17 protein-coding genes and 1 riboswitch are annotated in these 19,370 nt (G+C 57.9%); of the genes, 6 read left to right on the forward strand and 11 right to left on the reverse strand.

The window, feature by feature from the left end; translation table 11 throughout:
• Window positions 1-2 precede the first annotated feature (2 nt).
• The 3 genes from CFB02_RS11510 to CFB02_RS11520 form a co-directional block, all read right to left on the reverse strand.
• On the reverse strand, window positions 3-1,244 hold the full coding sequence (locus tag CFB02_RS11510; protein ID WP_008170814.1) for a patatin-like phospholipase family protein: 1,242 nt from the start codon (window positions 1,242-1,244) through the stop codon (window positions 3-5).
• A 122-nt stretch (window positions 1,245-1,366) separates the two neighbouring features.
• Entirely contained in the window at window positions 1,367-3,673 is a 2,307-nt protein-coding gene (gene ptsP / locus CFB02_RS11515; RefSeq protein ID WP_088558112.1) for a phosphoenolpyruvate--protein phosphotransferase, read from the reverse strand.
• Window positions 3,674-3,688: 15 nt separating this feature from the next.
• Window positions 3,689-4,219, reverse strand: a complete 531-nt coding sequence (locus CFB02_RS11520) for an RNA pyrophosphohydrolase (RefSeq protein WP_088558113.1) — start codon at window positions 4,217-4,219, stop codon at window positions 3,689-3,691.
• A gap of 173 nt (window positions 4,220-4,392) precedes the next feature.
• Here CFB02_RS11520 and CFB02_RS11525 point away from each other — a divergent pair, with 173 nt between their 5' ends.
• Window positions 4,393-5,049 (forward strand): HAD family hydrolase, encoded by a 657-nt coding sequence (locus tag CFB02_RS11525; protein ID WP_088558114.1) that lies wholly within the window; start codon window positions 4,393-4,395, stop codon window positions 5,047-5,049.
• A gap of 53 nt (window positions 5,050-5,102) precedes the next feature.
• On the opposite strand, the gene CFB02_RS11530 is transcribed toward CFB02_RS11525, so the two are convergent.
• The 6 genes from CFB02_RS11530 to thiC form a co-directional block, all read right to left on the reverse strand.
• Window positions 5,103-6,299, reverse strand: a complete 1,197-nt coding sequence (locus tag CFB02_RS11530) for a class I SAM-dependent rRNA methyltransferase (RefSeq protein ID WP_088558115.1) — start codon at window positions 6,297-6,299, stop codon at window positions 5,103-5,105.
• A 193-nt stretch (window positions 6,300-6,492) separates the two neighbouring features.
• Entirely contained in the window at window positions 6,493-6,885 is a 393-nt protein-coding gene (gcvH, locus tag CFB02_RS11535) for a glycine cleavage system protein GcvH (RefSeq protein WP_088558116.1), read from the reverse strand.
• Window positions 6,886-7,065: 180 nt separating this feature from the next.
• A complete protein-coding gene (cpdA, locus tag CFB02_RS11540; protein WP_088558117.1) occupies window positions 7,066-7,872 on the reverse strand; it encodes a 3',5'-cyclic-AMP phosphodiesterase in 807 nt (268 codons plus the stop codon).
• A gap of 202 nt (window positions 7,873-8,074) precedes the next feature.
• Window positions 8,075-8,560: a DUF1249 domain-containing protein gene (locus CFB02_RS11545; protein ID WP_008170830.1), complete on the reverse strand. Its 486-nt coding sequence runs from the start codon at window positions 8,558-8,560 to the stop codon at window positions 8,075-8,077.
• Window positions 8,560-9,177 (reverse strand): NUDIX domain-containing protein, encoded by a 618-nt coding sequence (locus tag CFB02_RS11550; RefSeq protein WP_088558118.1) that lies wholly within the window; start codon window positions 9,175-9,177, stop codon window positions 8,560-8,562. The genes CFB02_RS11545 and CFB02_RS11550 overlap by 1 nt, the downstream gene beginning before the upstream one ends.
• Before the next feature lie 61 nt (window positions 9,178-9,238).
• Window positions 9,239-11,116, reverse strand: coding sequence for a phosphomethylpyrimidine synthase ThiC (gene thiC, locus CFB02_RS11555; protein WP_088558119.1), 1,878 nt, complete (start codon window positions 11,114-11,116; stop codon window positions 9,239-9,241).
• Between the two features lie 88 nt (window positions 11,117-11,204).
• A riboswitch (TPP riboswitch) is annotated at window positions 11,205-11,327 on the reverse strand.
• Window positions 11,328-11,508: 181 nt separating this feature from the next.
• Here thiC and CFB02_RS11560 point away from each other — a divergent pair.
• Window positions 11,509-12,891, forward strand: a complete 1,383-nt coding sequence (locus CFB02_RS11560; protein ID WP_088558120.1) for a TolC family outer membrane protein — start codon at window positions 11,509-11,511, stop codon at window positions 12,889-12,891.
• Window positions 12,892-12,939: 48 nt separating this feature from the next.
• On the opposite strand, the gene waaA is transcribed toward CFB02_RS11560, so the two are convergent.
• Window positions 12,940-14,193: a lipid IV(A) 3-deoxy-D-manno-octulosonic acid transferase gene (waaA, locus tag CFB02_RS11565; RefSeq protein ID WP_088558121.1), complete on the reverse strand. Its 1,254-nt coding sequence runs from the start codon at window positions 14,191-14,193 to the stop codon at window positions 12,940-12,942.
• Window positions 14,194-14,314: 121 nt separating this feature from the next.
• Between waaA and lpxL the strand changes: the two genes are divergently transcribed.
• The 4 genes from lpxL to CFB02_RS11585 are packed head-to-tail and all read left to right on the forward strand — an operon-like array spanning window position 14,315 to window position 18,469.
• Window positions 14,315-15,262: an LpxL/LpxP family Kdo(2)-lipid IV(A) lauroyl/palmitoleoyl acyltransferase gene (gene lpxL, locus CFB02_RS11570; RefSeq protein WP_088558122.1), complete on the forward strand. Its 948-nt coding sequence runs from the start codon at window positions 14,315-14,317 to the stop codon at window positions 15,260-15,262.
• Between the two features lie 47 nt (window positions 15,263-15,309).
• Window positions 15,310-16,305 (forward strand): mitochondrial fission ELM1 family protein, encoded by a 996-nt coding sequence (locus CFB02_RS11575; protein WP_088558123.1) that lies wholly within the window; start codon window positions 15,310-15,312, stop codon window positions 16,303-16,305.
• The gene (locus CFB02_RS11580; RefSeq protein WP_088558124.1) at window positions 16,302-17,417 is read left to right on the forward strand and encodes a glycosyltransferase family 4 protein; all 1,116 of its coding nucleotides are present in this window, start codon (window positions 16,302-16,304) and stop codon (window positions 17,415-17,417) included. The genes CFB02_RS11575 and CFB02_RS11580 overlap by 4 nt, the downstream gene beginning before the upstream one ends.
• Window positions 17,414-18,469: a glycosyltransferase gene (locus CFB02_RS11585; protein ID WP_088558125.1), complete on the forward strand. Its 1,056-nt coding sequence runs from the start codon at window positions 17,414-17,416 to the stop codon at window positions 18,467-18,469. The genes CFB02_RS11580 and CFB02_RS11585 overlap by 4 nt, the downstream gene beginning before the upstream one ends.
• Before the next feature lie 23 nt (window positions 18,470-18,492).
• Here the strand turns inward: CFB02_RS11585 and CFB02_RS11590 are convergent, their stop codons facing one another.
• Window positions 18,493-19,287 carry a glycosyltransferase family 2 protein gene (locus CFB02_RS11590; RefSeq protein WP_088558126.1) on the reverse strand — a complete coding sequence of 265 codons (795 nt, stop codon included), beginning with the start codon at window positions 19,285-19,287 and terminating at the stop codon, window positions 18,493-18,495.
• Window positions 19,288-19,370 lie beyond the last annotated feature (83 nt).

Below are 19,370 nucleotides of genomic sequence, written 5' to 3' on the forward strand. Positions count from 1 at the left end.
CATTACTGCGCCTTTGAAAAGAGGTGCGACACGTTAGTCAAGCCACCCGCCAACCGGCCCTTCTCGGCTTTTTTCTTCCTGCCCTTGGCCACATACAGTGGCAGCATTTCGCCGTATAGACTGGTACTGATCGTCCGCTGCTCGTCTTCAAGGCGATCCCTGCGAAGCTTGATGCCATATTTCGCCAGCTTGGGCTCCAGCTGGTCTGCGCGACTCAGAAGATCCCGCCGTGTCATCTGATAGGCGTGCTCACACACCATTCTGCGGGACTGGAAGCTGAATACGTTGGAGAAGAACAGCTTGGCGTCGTCGCGGGTGGGCTCAAACAGCAGAATATCCTTGTCGGGATAATCCCGGGCATACTGGGCAATGCCCGACTGCATCCTTGAGTACACCATGGTCCTGAAGGTCTGTGACAGAACGTTTGGCATACCTGAGCGGGTCAGCTCGCCCGGCTTCATGGAGCCGGCCCGGACCGCTGCACTGGCGTCAATCGGCACCTGGGGATTCACGGCGAAAACCAGGTCGGCACCGTCTTCAAAAGCCACGGAGGCGTGCAAACCCTTGCGCAGCGTACCGTCCACATAATACCGCCCATCGATTTCCACTGGCACATACAACCCCGGCGAGGCAGTACTGGCCTGAATAGCCTTGGAAATGGGCACATGGTCAAAACCGGGGGCGCCAAAACAGACCGCTTCGGTACTCTCAACATCGGCAGCCACGATGTAGAGGCTGCGCTTGAGCTGACGGAAATCATTGGTGCGCCCGAGCATGGTGAAGGCCCGTTTGAGATACTCATGCAGCCCTTCGTTATCAAACAGCCCGGCCGGCGCTGCCTGGGCCAGGATGGTCATGGCTTCCAGCAGGCTCTGATCGTAAGGGTTGTTGACAAAGCGGCTTACCGCCGTGGAAACCAGCCCCGGAATTGCCAGCAATCGACTGCCGATCTCCCGGAAAGCCGGCCTATAGAACACCTCCGGATGGAACGGATGTACTTCTGCTTCATTGCGCACGAAGATCCGACAGAGTTGCGCCGTGGTCATCTGGTTGGCAAGATTCGCCGCCACAAAAGAGCCGCCATTCACGCCAACATAGACATCGATGTTGTTGAAATCGAGACCATCAAGCGCCTCATCCAGCGCCCGGAGCGCTCCGATTTCATAAATGCCGCCCAGAGGACCACCGCCACCAAGGGCAAGCCCGATGCGGGGAGCGGGTTTATGGTCAATTGGCGAGCTCATAGCCTTCCCTTTTCCGGATTAAGAATGCGGGTCCGTCAGGCAGACCGCCGGATAATTCCACTCTCAAGATAACAACCGCATTTAGAGTGCGCACCCTATATTGCCCAAACCCGCACCTGCGATCAGGAAACGGCGGCCTCTGAGACCGCCATGGCCGTTGACTTGCCGGGGCGCAGGTAACGGCCGAAGCCGGCATTACGCAACGCCAGGTCGACACAGCTCTTGATCACGTGAGGCGAGTCCAGCAACAACACATCCTCCAGTAGCTGAATGGCCCACTCACGGCTGACACTACGAATCACCGATTTGACCTTGGGCAAGCTGGCGGCGTTCATGGACAGGGAATCGTAGCCCATGGCCATCAAAAGCAGCGCACCACCGGGATCCCCCGCCAACTCGCCACAGATGCCAACCGGTTTGCCTACCGAGTGCGCGTCCTGGGCAATCCGGACCAGCGCCTGAAGCACCGCGGGGTGATAGGAGTGATAGAGCTGGGCTACCCGTGGGTTGTTACGATCCACCGCCAGCAGATACTGGGTCAGGTCGTTGGAACCAACTGAGAGGAAGTCCACTCGGTCCGCCAGCTCCCGGATCTGGTAAACGGCAGCCGGGATTTCGACCATCACGCCTACTTTGGGCATATGAATGTCGTAGCCCTCTTCGCGAACCTCGTGATACACCCGGTAAATGAGATGCAGGGACTCTTCCACTTCCGAGATGTTGGAGATCATCGGCAGCATAATCTGGAGGTTGTTCAGGCCCTCGCTGGCCTTGAGCATGGCCCGTACCTGCACCAGGAAGATCTCTGGATGGTCCAGGGTAACCCGAATCCCGCGCCAGCCCAGGAACGGGTTCTCCTCCTGAATCGGGAAGTAGGTCAGCGCCTTGTCGCCGCCAATGTCCAGCGTACGCATGGTCACCGGGCTGGGTGCAAAGGCTTCAAGCTGTTCCCGGTAGTACTCACGCTGCTCCTGCTCGGAGGGGAACCGGTCCTTGATCATGAACGGCACTTCGGTCCGGTACAGGCCGATACCCTCGGCACCGTGGGAGAGCGAGCGCACTACATCGGTCATCAAACCGGTGTTCACCAGCAGCGAAACCCGGTGGTGATCGGTGGTTTCACAGGGCTTGTCCTTTAGGACCTCAAGGCCCCGGATCAGCTCGTCTTCTTCATCGCAGATCGCCTGGTAATAGGAGCGGAGGTCTGCCGATGGCGAAGCAAAAATCTGGCCCTCAAAGCCGTCTACGATCAGCTCCTTACCGTCAAGCTGGTTCACCGGAATGTCGACAAGTCCCATAACCGTGGGCACGCCCATGGCACGTGCCAGGATGGCTACATGAGAGTTACTGGAGCCTTTGACCGACACCAGACCCACCAGCTGCCCCTTGGGAACCTCACCAAGCATCGCCGGCGTCAGCTCCTCGCTGACCAGTACCGTGCGCTCGGGGTAATTCAGGTGTTTCTGCTCGCCCTCCTGGAGATGGGAAAGCAGACGGCGGCCGAGATCCCGGATATCAACAGCGCGTTCCTGCAGGTAGTGATCATCCATCATCTCGAAATGACGGATATACTGCTGAACCACCTGCTTGAGGGCGCCCTGGGCCCAGATCCCTTCCTTGATCTTGTTCGACACCTCACCGGGCATGGCGTCGTCTCCCAGCATTCTTAGATAGACATCGAACAGGGCCTGCTCTTCGGGACGCAGCTGCGAAGCCAACCGCTTGGCAACCCGCTCGATATCTTCCCTCACCGCTTTAACCGAAGCTCCGAACAGCGCCAGTTCCTGATCGATATCGTCGGTGGGCTTTTCCGGTACCACATCAAGGTCAGCGGACGGATAAACGACAACGCTACGGCCGATAGCAACGCCCGGAGCACCCGGCACGCCATTGAAGCTGACATCGTGCGTCTCTTCCCCGGTCAGGGACAGGCCGCTGATGGCGCCTGTGGCCTCGCTGTGGGCTATGACCCCCGCCAGTTGAGCGGACACGGTGACCAGAAAGGCTTCTTCGCCCTCGTCAAAGCAGCGGGAACTCTCCCGCTGCTGGACAACGAGTACTCCCAACACCCGGCGATGGTGAATAATCGGAACACCCAGGAAAGAACGGAACCGCTCCTCCCCGGTCTCCGGGAAATACCGGTAGCGCGGATGAGAAGGCGCATCTTCCAGGTTGATGGGTTCTTCACGGGAACCCACGAGACCAACAAGGCCCTCGGAGTAAGCCAGACTCACCTGGCCAACCGCCTTACGGTAAAGGCCCTCGGTGGCCATCAGAATGTAGCGGTTGGTGGCCGGGTCAAGCAGGTAAACGGAACAGACTTCGGTTCCCATGGCTTTCTGCACCCGAGATACAATGATATCCAGCGCCTCCTGCAAATCGCGGGCGCTGTTTACCTCTTGTACTAGACTTCGCAGAATGCTCAGCATGGCGGTGTCAGTCCGTCATTTCTGGTGTTCCTGTAAACGCCGGTTCTGCTCCGCCCTGTGCCACTGTTCCATGTTGTAGAACAGTCGCGGCGCAAGCTCTCTCAGCGCGCGTCGATACACTTCTCGCTTGAATGAAACCACCTGCCCCAACGGATACCAGTAACTTACCCACTGCCAGCCGTCGAACTCCGGTGAATCCGTACCATCCACGCAAACCTGCGCGTCCGGCGATAACATCCTCAGCAGGAACCATTTCTGTTTTTGGCCCACACAAACAGGGTGGGAGTTTTGGCGTACCATCCTCCTCGGGAGTCGATACCTCAGCCAGCCTCGGGTGCAACTGATGATTTCCACATCGTTTGCACAGAGGCCGATTTCCTCTCCAAGCTCCCGAAACAGTGCATCCTCGGGCGATTCATCATGTTTGATGCCACCCTGGGGAAACTGCCAGGAGTCCTGCCCTATTCGCCTTGCCCAGAGAACTTCTCCTCTGTGATTGGCCAGAATGATTCCGACGTTGGGTCTGAAACCGTCTGAATCGATCACGGCACAGTCCTCTCAAAAGTCGGTTGACCGGCACAAAAATTCACCGGTCGGATTTGTCCAAGTTGCTCTCATTCTTACAGAATCCCAAGGGTTCGGCAAACGGAGCCGTTGGGGACAGGTCATGATAGACTTGGAGTTTTACTGCAAGCCCTGTGATCACCGGAGGTAGCCGCTTGACGCTCGCAATTTTTGATCTCGACAACACCCTTTTAGCCGGAGACAGCGACCACGCCTGGGGCGAATTTCTGGTGGAGGAAGGCATTGTCGATGCCGAGGAATACCGCCTTGCCAACGATCGTTTCTATCAGGAATACCTGAACGGCGAGCTGGATATCCTGCACTACCTGGGGTTTGCCCTTCAGCCTTTGGCCAGTCACAACATGGAAGAGCTACTGGCGTGGCGGGAAGCCTTTATGGAGAAAAAAGTGCGCCCCATGATGCAGGCCACTGCAGATACGTTGCTGGACAGCCACCGGGAGCAGGGTCACACCCTGATGATCATCACCGCCACCAACCGTTTTGTGACGGAACCCATTGCCGAGGCTCTCGGCATCGAACATCTGATCGCCACCGAGCCCGAGCTTGTCAACGGCCGTTATACAGGCAAAGTGGCCGGCACTCCGAGCTTTCAGGATGGCAAGGTCACGCGACTGGATGACTGGCTGAGCGCCCATAACAGGACACTTGAGGGGGCCTGGTTCTACAGCGACTCCCACAACGACCTGCCGTTGCTGAAGAAAGTGGATAACCCGGTAGCCGTAGACCCGGACCCGACCCTGGAGCAATTTGCCCGGGACAACGGCTGGAAAGTGATGTCTCTGCGGGGTTAAGACGTTAACAGGGGGTCAGATGAAAGCGTTCATCTGACCCCGACTTCAACTGCTCAGAAAAATCCGGTCAGGGAGCGTACAAAGCAGGACTTGATGTAATCGGTCTCGGGAATACCCGGAATCACCGGATGATCCGGGGCCTGATGCCCCTGCTCCAGCAACTGGACAAAGCGGTCGATCTTGCGGCCGCTGCCTCGAATGATGTCCACCAGCTTCTCCTGCGAGAGATGCATCGAACAGGATGCGGAAACCAGTATCCCATCGCGCTCCAACAACCGCAGACCGAGCTGGTTCAGCCGGGCATAGGCCTCTTCGCCCGCCTTCTGGTCCCTGCGCCGGGGAATCAGTGCCGGCGGATCCAGCACCACCACATCAAATTTCTCCTTCTCATCGGCCAGCGCCTTCAGAGCCTCGAAGGCATCACCCTCAATGGTTTCCACATTGTCGAGGCCGTTGAGCCTGGCGTTGTGGTGAACCGAATCAATGGCACCGGCCGAACTGTCGACACAAGTCACTTGGGTGGCCCCGGCACAAGCGGCCTGAATGCCCCAGCCACCGACATAACTGAATACATCCAGCACCCGCTTGCCCGGCGCATAGGCCTGCAAACGGGCACGGTTCATCCGATGATCGTAAAACCAGCCCGTCTTCTGGCCGCCTTCCAACGGCACCTCGAACCGGACACCGTTCTCCTCCACCTCCAGCAGACTCACCGCAGCACCATGGGCCTGCTCCACGTATGTATCCAGCCCCTCCACCTTACGCATCTTGCCATCGTTCTTGAGGATGATCGCCTCAGGGTGCACCAGCCGTTGGACTGCCCGAACAACTGCCTCCTTCATAGCTTCCATACCGGCCGTGGAAATCTGCACCACCACCGTGGAATCAAACCGGTCGATCACCAGCCCCGAAAGCCCGTCACTGTCGCCAAACACCCAACGGTAAAACGGCTTGTCGAAAAGCCGCTCTCTAAGTGCAAGCGCAGCCTCCATCCGCTGGGTCAACCGCTGGGGCGTCATACCATGGCCCGGATCCCGGCTTATCAAACGGCCACAAATCAACGCATGAGGGTTCACGAACACCGTGCCCAGAGGCTTGTCGTTGGAAGCCCTGAGCTCCGCCTGAACACCGGCCTCGAAATCCGTCAGGGGACTGCGGCGGGTGTCCACCTCATTGCTGTACACCCAAAGATGGCCGGCACGGAGACGGCGCTCTGCGCCTTTTCGAAGATACAGAACCGGAAAATTCATAGAGACCACCTGGAAAGGAAAGACAGGGATTATACAAGATGAGTTGAAACTCGCACCGCTGTGGGACGGGCTGACGGGGCGGGCCTTCCAAAACTGTGCGGAGCCAGGGATGGCGGAGCCAAGCGTACAGGGACGTATTCACAGCGTGTTTTGGAAGGCCCGCCCCGTCAGGCCAGCCTCCCAAATGGGAAGATTATCCCTCTGCAGCCACATGCTCCGCATAAGCTGCAGAATCCATCAGGCCATCCAGCTCCCCAGCATCCTCAAGCCGAACTTTGTAGAGCCAGCCGTCGCCGTAAGGATCCTCGTTGACCTTCTCCGGCTCATCCTCGAGGCTCTCATTCACCTCGATAACCTCACCGGTCACCGGGCTGAACACATCCGAAGCCGATTTCACAGACTCAGCGACCCCGGCTTCCTCTCCACCGTTAACCGTCGCGCCCACATCCGGAACACCGATGTATACCACATCACCCAGTTGCTCCTGGGCAAAATCCGTAATACCGACAGTCGCCGTGCCATCGTCTGACACGCGAACCCATTGATGGGTCTCAATGTATTTCAGGTCTGCGGGTATCTCACTCATAGTCTGGTTTCCTGAACGAATTTTTTGCGCAGTTTAACTGAAGAGGTTAATTCCAGCGAACCTCACGTGCCAACTTTAACCCGCGGAGTGGGTTTACCCGACGTGAGCGCATCATTGAGATAAGAATTTTTCAGAGTTTAAAACCATAATGGCTGAGGCAAAGTAGCTGCAGGAACGCCCTCAGTAACCCGAACTATTCTGATCCAGCTCGAACTGGAAATCGTCTGCCCGGCGGACTTCCGTTGCGAAGCCGCCGGAATCGTGGAATTCGAACCAGCGGTAACCGGGCGGTAAATCCTCTACCGAGAACTTGCTGGAACCGGAGGTGAACTGGATGCAGGTGGACGGCGTGGCCAACAGCTGCACGCCGTTGCGCTCGATCTCGTGCTCCTGATGGATATGCCCCCACAACACGATCCTGACCTGAGGAAATCGATCTAGCACCTGCCAGAACGCATCGCGATTGGTGAGACCAATTTTCTCCATCCAGTCGGAGCCGATATCCACCGGATGATGATGGAGTGCAATCACTGCCGGTATGTCCGGATGCTGCTCAAGCGTCTCCGAGAGGAACGCCAGTTCGGATTCAGCCAGAGCGCCGAAAACCTTGCCGGGCACAGAGGAATCCAGCATCACAAATTGCCAGCCACCCTGAATCACGTGACGATCAGAAGCGTTGTACTCGCGAGAAACTTGGAGCAGGTTATCGATATGATCGTGATTACCAGCGATCCAGACTGAGGGACAGGAAAAGGACTTCAGGCTCTCACCAAAGACGCGGTACGCTTCCACCGACCCGTCTTGAGCGAGATCCCCGGTAGCCAGAATCAGATCCGGCTGACCGTGCACTTTCAATACCTCTGCAATAACCGCCTGCAGGCTTTCCCGGGTTCTAACGCCCAACAGATCTCCGTCGGCACGCGCCATCAGGTGCGGATCAGTCAGCTGCAGTACCCGCAGTGGCCGGTTTTTTTCCTTCGTGGTCATGGCGTTCTGGATCTACTCGCTGGCAATACGTGGTCTGATCACAAGTGTACGACGCCGATTCACAGATTTATCACTTTCGAATCGAACCCGGGTCACATTCTGGCAAGGCTTAGTCGATATATTGCAATTTTTGACAACTATGGCACATCGGTACGCCATAGCCACACCACTTTAGTACAGGATAAGCGTGTATCGGACCGCCTCAGTCGACGCCTTCGCCGGCGGACCAAGCTGCATGTTCCATGGGCAGGTGACCAAACCTCAAACAGTAATCCAGCCAATCGGCGAGGAAGCCGTTGACCTGGACCTTTTCATCCGGATGGTGCATGAAGCGATTGGGGTAATCGTTGACGGGAGCAATCTGGCGATCACGGTAGCAGCTGATCACTTCCGCCATGCTGGCGTCGTGGTAGACCCGTACGGTCATTTGCGGGTTGTTTAACCAACGACCGGAATTATGAACCTGCTCAAGCAACAGGGTTTCGGTGAACTTTGCTGTCTGGAGCACCTGAATCCGGACTCGTCCCAGGTAGTGGTTCTCCCGATGCAGCTCGAATTCGCACACGGGCTTGCCGTCCACTTCCAGCTGCCTCAGCTTACGGAGCCGCTGATAGTTTCCGTCACACAGGGCGCCGAGCTGCCTGAGATCCGGAACATACCGCCTGGGTTTCATGGTCCACTCGCCCATCACTGCCACCCTTTCCTCAAACGGGCCCGATTCAGCTCGAGCCACTGCAGGGCTATAATGGCGGCCGCGTTGTTGATGCGACCATCGTGGATCATCGCTATGGCATCGTCGGATGACACCACATGGGCACGGATATCCTCATGCTCATGTTCCATACCATACAGGCCACCGGCATCTGCGGTGCTGACACGCCCGCAATAAAGGTGAATCATTTCCGTGCTGCCGCCGGGTGATACCAGGTAATCGCAGATTTTTTCCAGCGGCTCAAAGGTAAGTCCGGCCTCTTCCTGGCCCTCACGTTGAGCGACTTCTTCAGGGCTCTCGCCGTCTTCGTTCATACCAGCTACCAGCTCCAGCAGCCAAGGCGACTGATCACGGCCCAGGGCACCAAGACGGAACTGCTCAAGAAGGACTACCTCGTCCCGTTCCGGGTCGTAGGGAAGTACACAGGTGGCATCGCCACGAATGAAGAGTTCTCGGGTAAACACCGGCATGTCCCGGCCGTCAAAACGCGGATGGGTCAACCAGAGCTTATCCATGCGGAAGAAGCCCTGGAAGACGGTTTCACGTTTTTCAACGTTGACGTCGTCGGCGTTGAACTGGAACGGTTTGGCCATTTTTTGTCCGGTCGTTGAATCGACTTGGAACGATAGCCTTTAGTTGGGTATTACTTCAAGTTCAAACCTTGTCGTAAAGCTTACTCCCGGACTCCACGAACTCGCGGGATTTCTCCTGCATGCCGGCATCCACTGCGGATACCTCATCCAGGCCGTGCTCCTTCGCATAATCCCGAACCTCCTGGGAAATCTGCATGGAGCAGAACTTCGGACCGCACATGGAACAGAAATGCGCCACCTTGGCGGATTCCTTTGGCAGAGTCTCATCGTGGTAGGCGCGAGCCGTATCCGGGTCCAGACCGAGGTTGAACTGGTCTTCCCAACGGAATTCGAAACGGGCCTTGGAGAGCGCATTATCTCGAATCTGGGCACCCTGGTGCCCCTTCGCCAGGTCCGCAGCGTGGGCGGCGATCTTGTAAGTGATGATGCCGGTTTTCACGTCGTCCTTGTTGGGCAGCCCCAGGTGTTCCTTGGGTGTGACGTAGCAAAGCATGGCGCAGCCATACCAGCCGATCATGGCGGCACCAATACCGGATGTGATGTGATCGTAGCCCGGCGCAATATCGGTAATCAGCGGGCCCAGGGTGTAGAACGGCGCTTCGTCGCAACATTCGAGCTGCTTGTCCATATTCTCTTTCACCAGATGCATGGGCACATGGCCGGGGCCTTCAATCATGCACTGCACATCGTGTTTCCAGGCAATCTTGGTGAGTTCACCGAGGGTTTCCAGTTCGCCGAACTGCGCTGCGTCGTTGGCATCGGCAATGGAGCCGGGGCGCAGGCCATCGCCAAGACTGAAGGACACATCGTAGGCCTTCATGATTTCGCAGATATCCTCGAAGTGCTCGTACAGGAAACTTTCCTTGTGATGCGCCAGGCACCATTTGGCCATGATGGAACCGCCACGGGAGACGATGCCAGTGGTGCGCTTCGCAGTCATGGGCACATGATGCAGGCGAACACCCGCGTGGATGGTGAAGTAATCCACGCCCTGCTCGGCCTGCTCAACCAGCGTATCCCGGAAAATTTCCCAGGTCAGATCCTCGGCCACACCGCCGACTTTTTCCAGTGCCTGGTATATCGGCACAGTGCCGATGGGAACCGGGGAGTTGCGGATGATCCACTCCCGAGTTTCGTGGATATTCTTGCCGGTGGACAGGTCCATGATGGTGTCGGCACCCCAGCGGATGCCCCAGGTCAGTTTCTCCACTTCCTCTTCGATGGAAGAGCTGACGGCAGAATTGCCGATATTGCCGTTGATCTTTACCAGAAAATTTCGACCGATGATCATCGGCTCGATTTCCGGGTGGTTGATATTAGCCGGAATTATCGCCCGTCCTCGAGCTACCTCATCGCGGACAAACTCCGGCGTAATTTCCGGAGGCAGATTCGCGCCGAAGGACTGGCCGGGATGCTGTTCTTTCAGCAACCCCTGTTCCCGTGCTTCCTGCAGTTTCATGTTCTCCCGGATGGCGATGTATTCCATTTCAGGTGTGATAATGCCCTGGCGGGCGTAATGCATCTGGGAGACGTTCTGGCCAGGTTTGGCGCGCAGGGGTTTGCGTTCGTCCATAAAGCGCAGCGGGTCGAGCTGTGGATCTTTCATGCGACGGCGGGTGAACTCTGAGGAGTAACCAGGAAGTTGCTCCACATCGCCACGCTCCGCAATCCACTGGGCCCTCAGCGGTTTGAGTCCTTTGCGAAGGTCAATGATCGCTTCCGGATCGGTGTAGGGGCCGGAGGTGTCATACACCACAACCGGCGGATTCTTTTCACCGCCCATCTCCGTCGGCGTATCCTGCACGGTGATTTCCCGCATGGGCACGCGCAGATCGGGTCGGCTACCCTGAACGTAGATTTTACGTGAACTTGGCAGGGGTTTGATCGCGGCTGAATCCACCTGGGCGGAATCGCTGAGGTAATCAGGCAAGTTGGTCATCATTCGCTCCCGGAACAATCGTTGGATTTCGGGTCGCGTATGACGGAGCTCTCGACACGGATTCCCTCTGGGGAGAACACTGGTCAGGCAGCACTGTGGTCTTAAATCCCTACGCCGGTATTATCCGGATCAGGTCGCGGGTTCTGCGATGCAATCTCAGCCGGTTGCCTCCCATGATTCGGAAAGCAGACCAGCACCCCGTCAAGACGCGATTCTGTAATGCGTGACACCCAGAATGGGTGCCATTTGCAAGTGTAGAGCTGCGGGCAATTATTGTCCATAATGGCCAACCAGACCCGTCTGCCCATGAAAACGGGGATCACGCGTGCCCGCCAATCCGACACGCATCCCGTTTACCCGGCAAAGATGCGTAACCGTATTCAGGAGACACAATGAAGAAGCGATTGCTTTCAGGACTTATTGGCCTCATGGCGGCCCAGCCCGCCCTTTCCATGGATCTGGTCGAGACCTATGAGAAAGCACTGTCCTACGACTCCGGCATTGCCGCCGCGCGAGCAAGTTTTGAAGCTCAACAGGCGGCCAGCGATGTCAGCCAGAGCGCATTATTGCCGCAAATTGGTGCCTTTGGTGAGGGCAACTACATTGATGTAGACGGGCCGAGCCAGGACAACAGCTATCAGGAACTGAATTACGGTGTCCAGTTAACACAGCCACTGTTCCGGGCTGACGCCTGGTTTCGCTATGACGCCAGCAAGTTCCAGACCGAATCGGCCCGGGCCGAATACAACCTCGCCCAGCAGCAACTGATCCTGGATGTTGCAACCGCGTACTTCAACGTTCTGCGGGCCCGGGACACAGTCACCACCGCCCGGGCAACCGAGGCCGCTATCCAGCGCCAGTATGAGCAGGCTCAGGAACGGTTTGACGTGGGCCTGATTGCCATAACCGAGGTCTATGAGGCCCGCGCCAGCTACGACGACAGCAAGAGCCAGCGTATTGCCGCCGAAAACCAGCTCAACGTGGCCCGTGAACAACTGGCGCGACTGACCGGCGAATACGCCGAAGAACTGGACAATTTGCGCCAGAATTTCCCCCTGGGCCGCCCCGATCCGATGGATCCATCTGCCTGGGAAGCAACCGCCCTGGAGCAGAACTGGTCAATCCAGTCTGCTCTGTTTGAGCTCAACGCCAACGAGGCCGGACTTCGTGAAGCCAAGGCCGGCCACTATCCGACGCTGGATCTGAACGCGTCCTACGGCAAAACAGACCTGAACGGCATTGACGGCGCCAACGCACCGATCACAAGCCAGCAAGACGGCACCACGACTCGAGGAACCATCGGGCTTACCCTGAATGTACCCCTCTACTCTGGCGGTGGCACTCAAGCCGGCGTCCGCCAGCAGCGCTCACTGGTAACCGTTGCTGAGCAGTCGTTGAACACCGTTCGCCGGGATGTTCGTGTAAACACGAGAAGTCTGTTTCTGACCGTCAACAATAACATTGAAACCGCATCGGCGCTGGAACAGACCATTGTCTCCCGCCGCAGCGCACTCGACGCGACCCGTGCAGGATATGAGGTGGGAACCCGGAACATTGTGGAAGTGCTGGATGCCGAGAGAGCCTATTACGTTGCCCTGCGGGATTACGCCAACGCCCGCTACGACTACGTGATCAACTCCCTTCAGCTTAAACAGGCCGCCGGCACCCTGAGCCCCCAGGACCTGATCGAGCTGAACAATTGGCTGAGCGCGGCTGCTCCGGGGATCGAGGCACTGGCCAACGAAGAAGAAACCCTGGACGACCCGACCCGATGACTGTGAGGGCGGGCCCTACGGGCTCGCCCTGGCTTTTCGGGAGACAGGTCAGACCCGTTCGATAATGCCGTCAACCACCTTGTCGAGTGCACCCCGGTTCTTGTTAACAACCTCCAGCGCTCGCTGCCCAATCGCTTCACGTTCCCGGTTATCGCTAAAGAGGGACGACACATGAGCGGCCAGCTCATCCGCATCGGAAACCAGTTTTACCCCCCGATCATCCAGAAGGCGCTGGTAAATCGTCTCGAAATTGAAGATGTGAGGACCTGAAAACACCGGGATGCCCCATCCAGCAGGCTCGAGGGGATTATGGCCACCGCGCTCGATCAGCGAGCCGCCAACGAATGCCAGGTCGCTGGCACCGTAGAGCATCATCAGCTCACCCATGGTATCTCCCAGATATACCTGGGCCTTGCCCGGATCTTCTCCACGAGACCGACGGGCCAGAGCCAGCCCTTCCTTCACCGCCCTTTCCGCCACCGGCTCGAAACGGTCGGGGTGTCTCGGAACCAGAATCAACAACGCCTTGGGGTGGTCTGCCAGAACCCTGCCATGGGCGGTCAGCAACTCATCATTCTCACTGCCATGAGTGCTGCCGGCAATCCAGACCGGCCGACCCGCCAGCTTCTGTCGAAGCGCCGCGGCCGCCGCTCTCACATTCTCCGGAATATCCACATCAAATTTGACGCTTCCCGTAACGGCCACTTTCGCCGGGGCAACTCCGATCCGGCGAAACCTCTCGGCGTCTTTTTCGGCCTGGGCAGCCACCCAGCTGATGCTGCGCATGATAGGCGCAGCCAGGCCGCGGACGCGCTCGTAACCGCGAGCGGAACGCTCAGACAGCCGGGCATTGATCAAAAATACGGGAACGCGGCGGGCCCGGCACTGGCGAATCATGTTCGGCCAGATTTCGGTCTCCATGATAACCAGAATCCGGGGATTGGCGCGGTCGAGGAAGCGACGAATAGAACCTGGCGTATCGTAAGGAGCGTAGGCGTACTGGACTTGATCACCGAACATCTTGCGCGCTTGAGACAGGCCGGTGTCTGTCATGGCCGTCATCAGGATAGTTATGCCCGGGTTTCGGGCCAACAGGCGCCGCACCATTGGCGCAGCCGCTATGGTTTCACCTACCGAGACAGCATGAACCCAGACGACCGTACCGCTTGCCCGCGGCACGATGCCCAGGCGCTGGTACCAGTTGCGCCTCAGTTCCGGAGCTCGGCGACCGTGCCACCAGAGACGCAGGAGGATGAACGGCAGGAACAGCCTAATAAGCTGGGAATAGATAAATTGCAGCACACAGGACTCCGGGCAAAACAGTGCGCTATCATAGCGCAAAACCTATTGATTTGCTTCCGATTGATCGCCAGTGCCACAGTGCCAGCATCAATCAAACAAGACCTCGCAGGACCTGCATTACGTGAAAAAGAAATATCGCAAATTACCGCGAAACACAGACTACTCGGCGTACCGCCACCCGCGCTGGTGGCCTACCTGGCTGGGCATTTTCCTGATGTGGTGTGTGTCCCGGCTGCCGATACGCGTTCAATGGTGGCTGGGAAAACTGGCAGGCCTGCTGGCCTTCCGCCTTGCCCGAAGTCGTCGGCACATCGCGGAAGTGAACATCAGGTTGTGCTTCCCGGAGCTCACCAGTACTCAACAATCGGCTCTGGTTCGGAAAGCCTTCATTGCCAATGGGATTGGCTTGCTGGAGCTTGGTATTGCCTGGTTTCGTAACCCGGCCAAACTGACGGGCATCACGAGAGTCCACGGCCTTGAGCATTTTGAGGATGCCCTGGCCGGTGGCACAGGCGTCTTATTGCTGGGGGGGCATTACAGCACCCTGGATCTGGGCGGTAGCCTGGTAACCGAGTTCATTGAAGCCGATGTCATGCAACGGGATCATAACAACCCGTTGATGAACGCAGTCATGACAAGGGCCAGGGAACGCCGCTATGGCACCGTGCTCGGCGCCAGAGACCTGCGAGGCCTATTCCGCAGCCTGAAGAAAAACCGAGCAGTCTGGTACGCCACGGACCAGGATTACGGTCGCAAGGATATTGTCTTTGCTCCGTTTTTCGGAATACCGGCGGGCACCATTACCGCCACCTCCCGGATTGCAGAACGCAGTGGCTGCAAGGTGGTTCCGTTCAGCCATTTCCGGCGTGACGATGGGCCGGGTTACGACATTTACTTCCACCCGGCCCTCGAGAATTTTCCCAGCGGCGATGATCTTCAGGATGCAACACTGATCAACCAGACTATCGAGCGAGAGGTTCGGCGAGCGCCGGATCAGTATCTCTGGATGCATCGACGATTCAAGACCCGCCCGGACGAGAATGACCCCGGCTTCTACAAACGCCGGTAACGCAGAACCCTGGCAATACGGAGGCCGGCAGTGCATGCCGGAACACCATGGCCAAACCAGAGCCCAGAACGCAGGATGCATCCACACCGGTGGTGTGGCTTGTGACAGACAGCAAGCCTGGCCACAGGAACCAACTGAAGGGGCTCGGTAATCGCCTTCGCGTCCTGACCGGCGCAAGCACCTACTGGGTCGACGCCTCCGCCATGAAAACTCCGCTGTGGCGAGCACTGCTGGGCGCACCGCCACAAATGGAGGCGTCACTGCCTCGCCCTGATCTGGTCATTGCGGCCGGGTCTGGCACGCACCGGCTGCTGCTTGCCCTGCGCAAGCTTCGTGGAACCCGTACACTTGTCATCATGAAGCCCGGGTTCCCGCTGTCTCTGGTCAGCGGCGCGCTGATCCCGGCCCACGATCGAGTGCAGGCCAGCCCGAAAGTCCTGTTGACGGAAGGGGTTCTGAATACCATTACTCCCCTGGCCAGAATCACCGAAAAACGGGAAGCGCTCTTGCTCATCGGCGGGCCCTCACCGCATTTCGACTGGGACGGCGACGTCGTCCTGGGCCAGGTATCGCATCTGATCGGCCATTACCCCGACTGGCGCTGGACCATCAGCACCTCCCGGCGAACACCGACACCCCTGCAGGAACGCCTCGAGGAGATGGCCGGGCTGAGAGTTACCGTCGTTCACCCCGGGCAGACCCACGAAGACTGGCTCAGCCACCAACTCTCGGCCTCAAGAGCCGTCTGGGTGACGCCGGACAGCATGTCCATGGTCTGTGAGGCCTCAACCTCCGGGGTGCCAACCGGCCTGTTCGAATTGCCGGCCAGAACCGGCAGCCGGGTCATGGAGGGTGTGGAACGGCTGGTCCGGGACGGCTATGTTGCCAAGTGGACAGACCATGCCAGCGTCATGGCTGGCAGAGCCGACCATGAAAAGACTCTCTGGGAGGCCAATCGTGCAGCCCGCTGGGTCCTGGAGCAAGGACTCCTGCCAAAGAGCCAGAAAACCAATCAACGCCTGCACAAGGGGACCAAACCTTGAGAATTCTTCAGGCACTTCCGGCGCTTTACAGTGGCGGCGTGGAAAGGGGGACCGTAGAATTCGCTGCGGACCTGGTTAAACGCGGCCACGAATCCTATGTCGTCTCCAAGGGCGGCCCCATGGCGGAACAACTGCGGGGACAGGGTTCGACGCATATTTTCATGCCGATTCACCGGAAGAATCCAGCGTCCTTCGGGCAAATCCTGCCGATGCGAAAACTGCTTCTTGAACTGAAGCCGGACATCGTTCATGTCCGCTCACGCATGCCCGCCTGGATTATCTTCCTGGCTCTGAAAAGCATCCCGAAACGGGACCGCCCGGCGGTTGTGTCCACCTTCCACGGCATGTATTCCGTGACTCCCTACAGCGCCATCATGACTCGCGCCGATCACATCATTGCCGTGTCGCAGTGTGTGCGGGATTACGTGATAAGCAACTACCACGTACCCGAAGAAAAGCTGACCGTCATCCAGCGGGGCGTGGATGTGGATGCCTTTCATCAGCGCGAGCTTCCACAGCAATGGCTGGACCGTTGGTTCCGTCAGTATCCACAGCTTGCCGGGAAGAAAATCATCATGATGCCGGGGCGGATTTCCCGCTGGAAAGGCCAGTTGGATTTCCTGGCCATGATGGCGAAACTGGTTCAGGAGCGGCCCGATTGCCACGGTATTATTGTGGGTGGTGCGGAGCCGGGCAAGGAGCATTTTCTGGACGAACTGGAGAAGGAGCGGTCTCGCCTGGACCTGACCGAAAAGGTCAGCTTCCTGGGACAGCGCAATGACATGACCAACCTGTACCTGCTCTCCGACGTGGTCTGTCACATGAGCACCAAACCCGAGCCCTTTGGCCGGACAGTGACCGAAGCCCTGGCTTCGGGAACACCGGTCGTGGCCTATAATCGTGGCGGGGCGGCGGAAACACTGCAGGCGTGCTTCCGGGAAGGCCTGGTGGCGCCGGATAACGTGGAGGAGTTCGCACAGGCCGTTTCCCGGATGTTGGATGCCGGGCCTCCGGCCATTGAGATCCCTTATCGGTTCCGCCTGGAGGCACAGACCGAAGCGAGCCTGGCCGTTTACGAGACGGTGCTGCAGAATGCCGCAGGCCGATCATGAGCTCACCGCCCCGATTAACGATCGCCCTGCTGATTGCCACGCCAGGCACAACCTGGGGCGGCATGGAAAAACACACCGCCGATCTGGCAGCCAACCTGGCCAGACGGGGGCATTGCGTCCATGTAGTGGCTCACAAAGACTACCGGGATAGATTTCATTCCGGCATCCACTTTCATGCGCTGCCCGTTCAACTGGGGCGACGGAACCTCTGGCTCCAACTGGCCCTCCGCCGGCGACTTCGAGAAATAGCACCTGATATTCTGCACGCCCAGGGCAACAAGGCTGCGCAGCTCGCCGCTAAAACCGGAAGCCTTGCCCGAGTGCGAATCGGCACGGTGCACGGCACCAAGTCCAGCCATAAGGCCTTTGATCGCCTCGACGAGATTATTGCCGTAAGCCCCAGGATTCTGGCTACTCTGCGACACCCCCGGAAACACCTTATCTACAACGGCGTGGATTCCGGGAGCGAACGAACAACAACAGACGACGGCCCGGAGCTACCGTCAGGAGTCACCAATGTAATCGCCGTCGGACGACTCGAATCCGTCAAAGGTTTTGATGCGCTGATCAGGGCCTGGGCCATGCTCGGCGATTCGGCACATCGCTGCCATCTGACCATTTTTGGCGAAGGCAGCCAGCGATCACGGCTTGAGCACTTGATTCGCCAGTTGAAACTGGAACCCTCGGTAACCCTCGCAGGGTTCCGGGAGAATCTGGCGCCCATCTACGACAGGGCCGAATTGACGGTGGTCAGCTCGGAACGGGAAGGCTTTCCCTATGTACTGGCGGAGTCCCTTCTCAGTGGTTGCCCCGTGGTCTCCACTCCGGTGTCCGGACCGCGGGATATTCTTCCAGCAACGTCTCTCAGCGCAGGCCATCGGGATCGGGACCTTGCCGAACTCATAGCGCGAGCGCTCTCTGATCTGGAAACACTGAAACAGAGCGAGCAGCCCGCCATGGCATTTGCCCGTAAAACTCTCACGATCAACGCCATGGCGGAGCAAACGGAAGCGCTGTACCTGAGGGCAATGGGCGAGCAACGAGGCACCTGATGTCCGCTGTATTCGGCAGAGACCTACCGGGTATTTTCCCTCTCAAATTCGGATAGCATCTGCATCTCCCGAGCCTTGGCCAAGCGCATGAAGTTCCTGTTGGCTGCGGTAATGGCAACGCTTAGACCAAACCAACCGTTCAGGATCTGGCGGTGCAGCAGGTAATATTTCAGGAACTTCAGGGGAAACTCGGCAAACAGGCGGGGGCTGGAAATTCGCCGTCCCTTTGCGGCGATAAAGCGGGCCTGCTCCGTCGACAACTGGCAGTACTTGCGCTCCATCTGCTCCAGAGAAATCAGCGTGCGGTGCAACACATCGCCCTTTAAATCCACGACCCGGCCAGCCTTCACCTGCGGCCGGTCATTGTTGCTGTCTTTTTCGGGCTCAATCACTGCCTTGTTACGATTGTAGAGCCTGAGAATCTTCTTCGATTTATCATGGCGGAACGGATGCCGGGGATCCGGCTGGGACAGCACCCAGCGCATCCGGAATCCCGCAATGTCCGGGTCAATCGGCTTTGAAAACAGGTCCTGGATGTTGGCCACAAGCTCGTCCGACAGCACCTCATCCGCATCCAGGTCCAGCACCCAGTCATTACGACAAAGGCTTGCGGCAAAGGCTTTCTGGCAGGCAAATCCCTGCCAGTCGTTATGAACAAAACGGGCACCCGCCGCGTCAACAATGTCACGGGTTCGGTCAATACTTCCGGAATCGACTACGATAATCTCATCAACCCAGTCGGAAACCTTTGCGAGGGATTCCGGCAATCGCAGTTCTTCATCCTGGGTGATGTAATAAACGGATAACGGTAGCTTCATCAAAATTCCTGGTATCGGGCAATCAGTTTACGGACTGGTCAAAACAATATCATGGTTGCCTTATGATAAGATGGCGCGCCTGA

Origin of the sequence: Marinobacter sp. es.042 (genome assembly GCF_900188315.1) — a bacterium.
Classification (GTDB): Bacteria; Pseudomonadota; Gammaproteobacteria; order Pseudomonadales; family Oleiphilaceae; genus Marinobacter.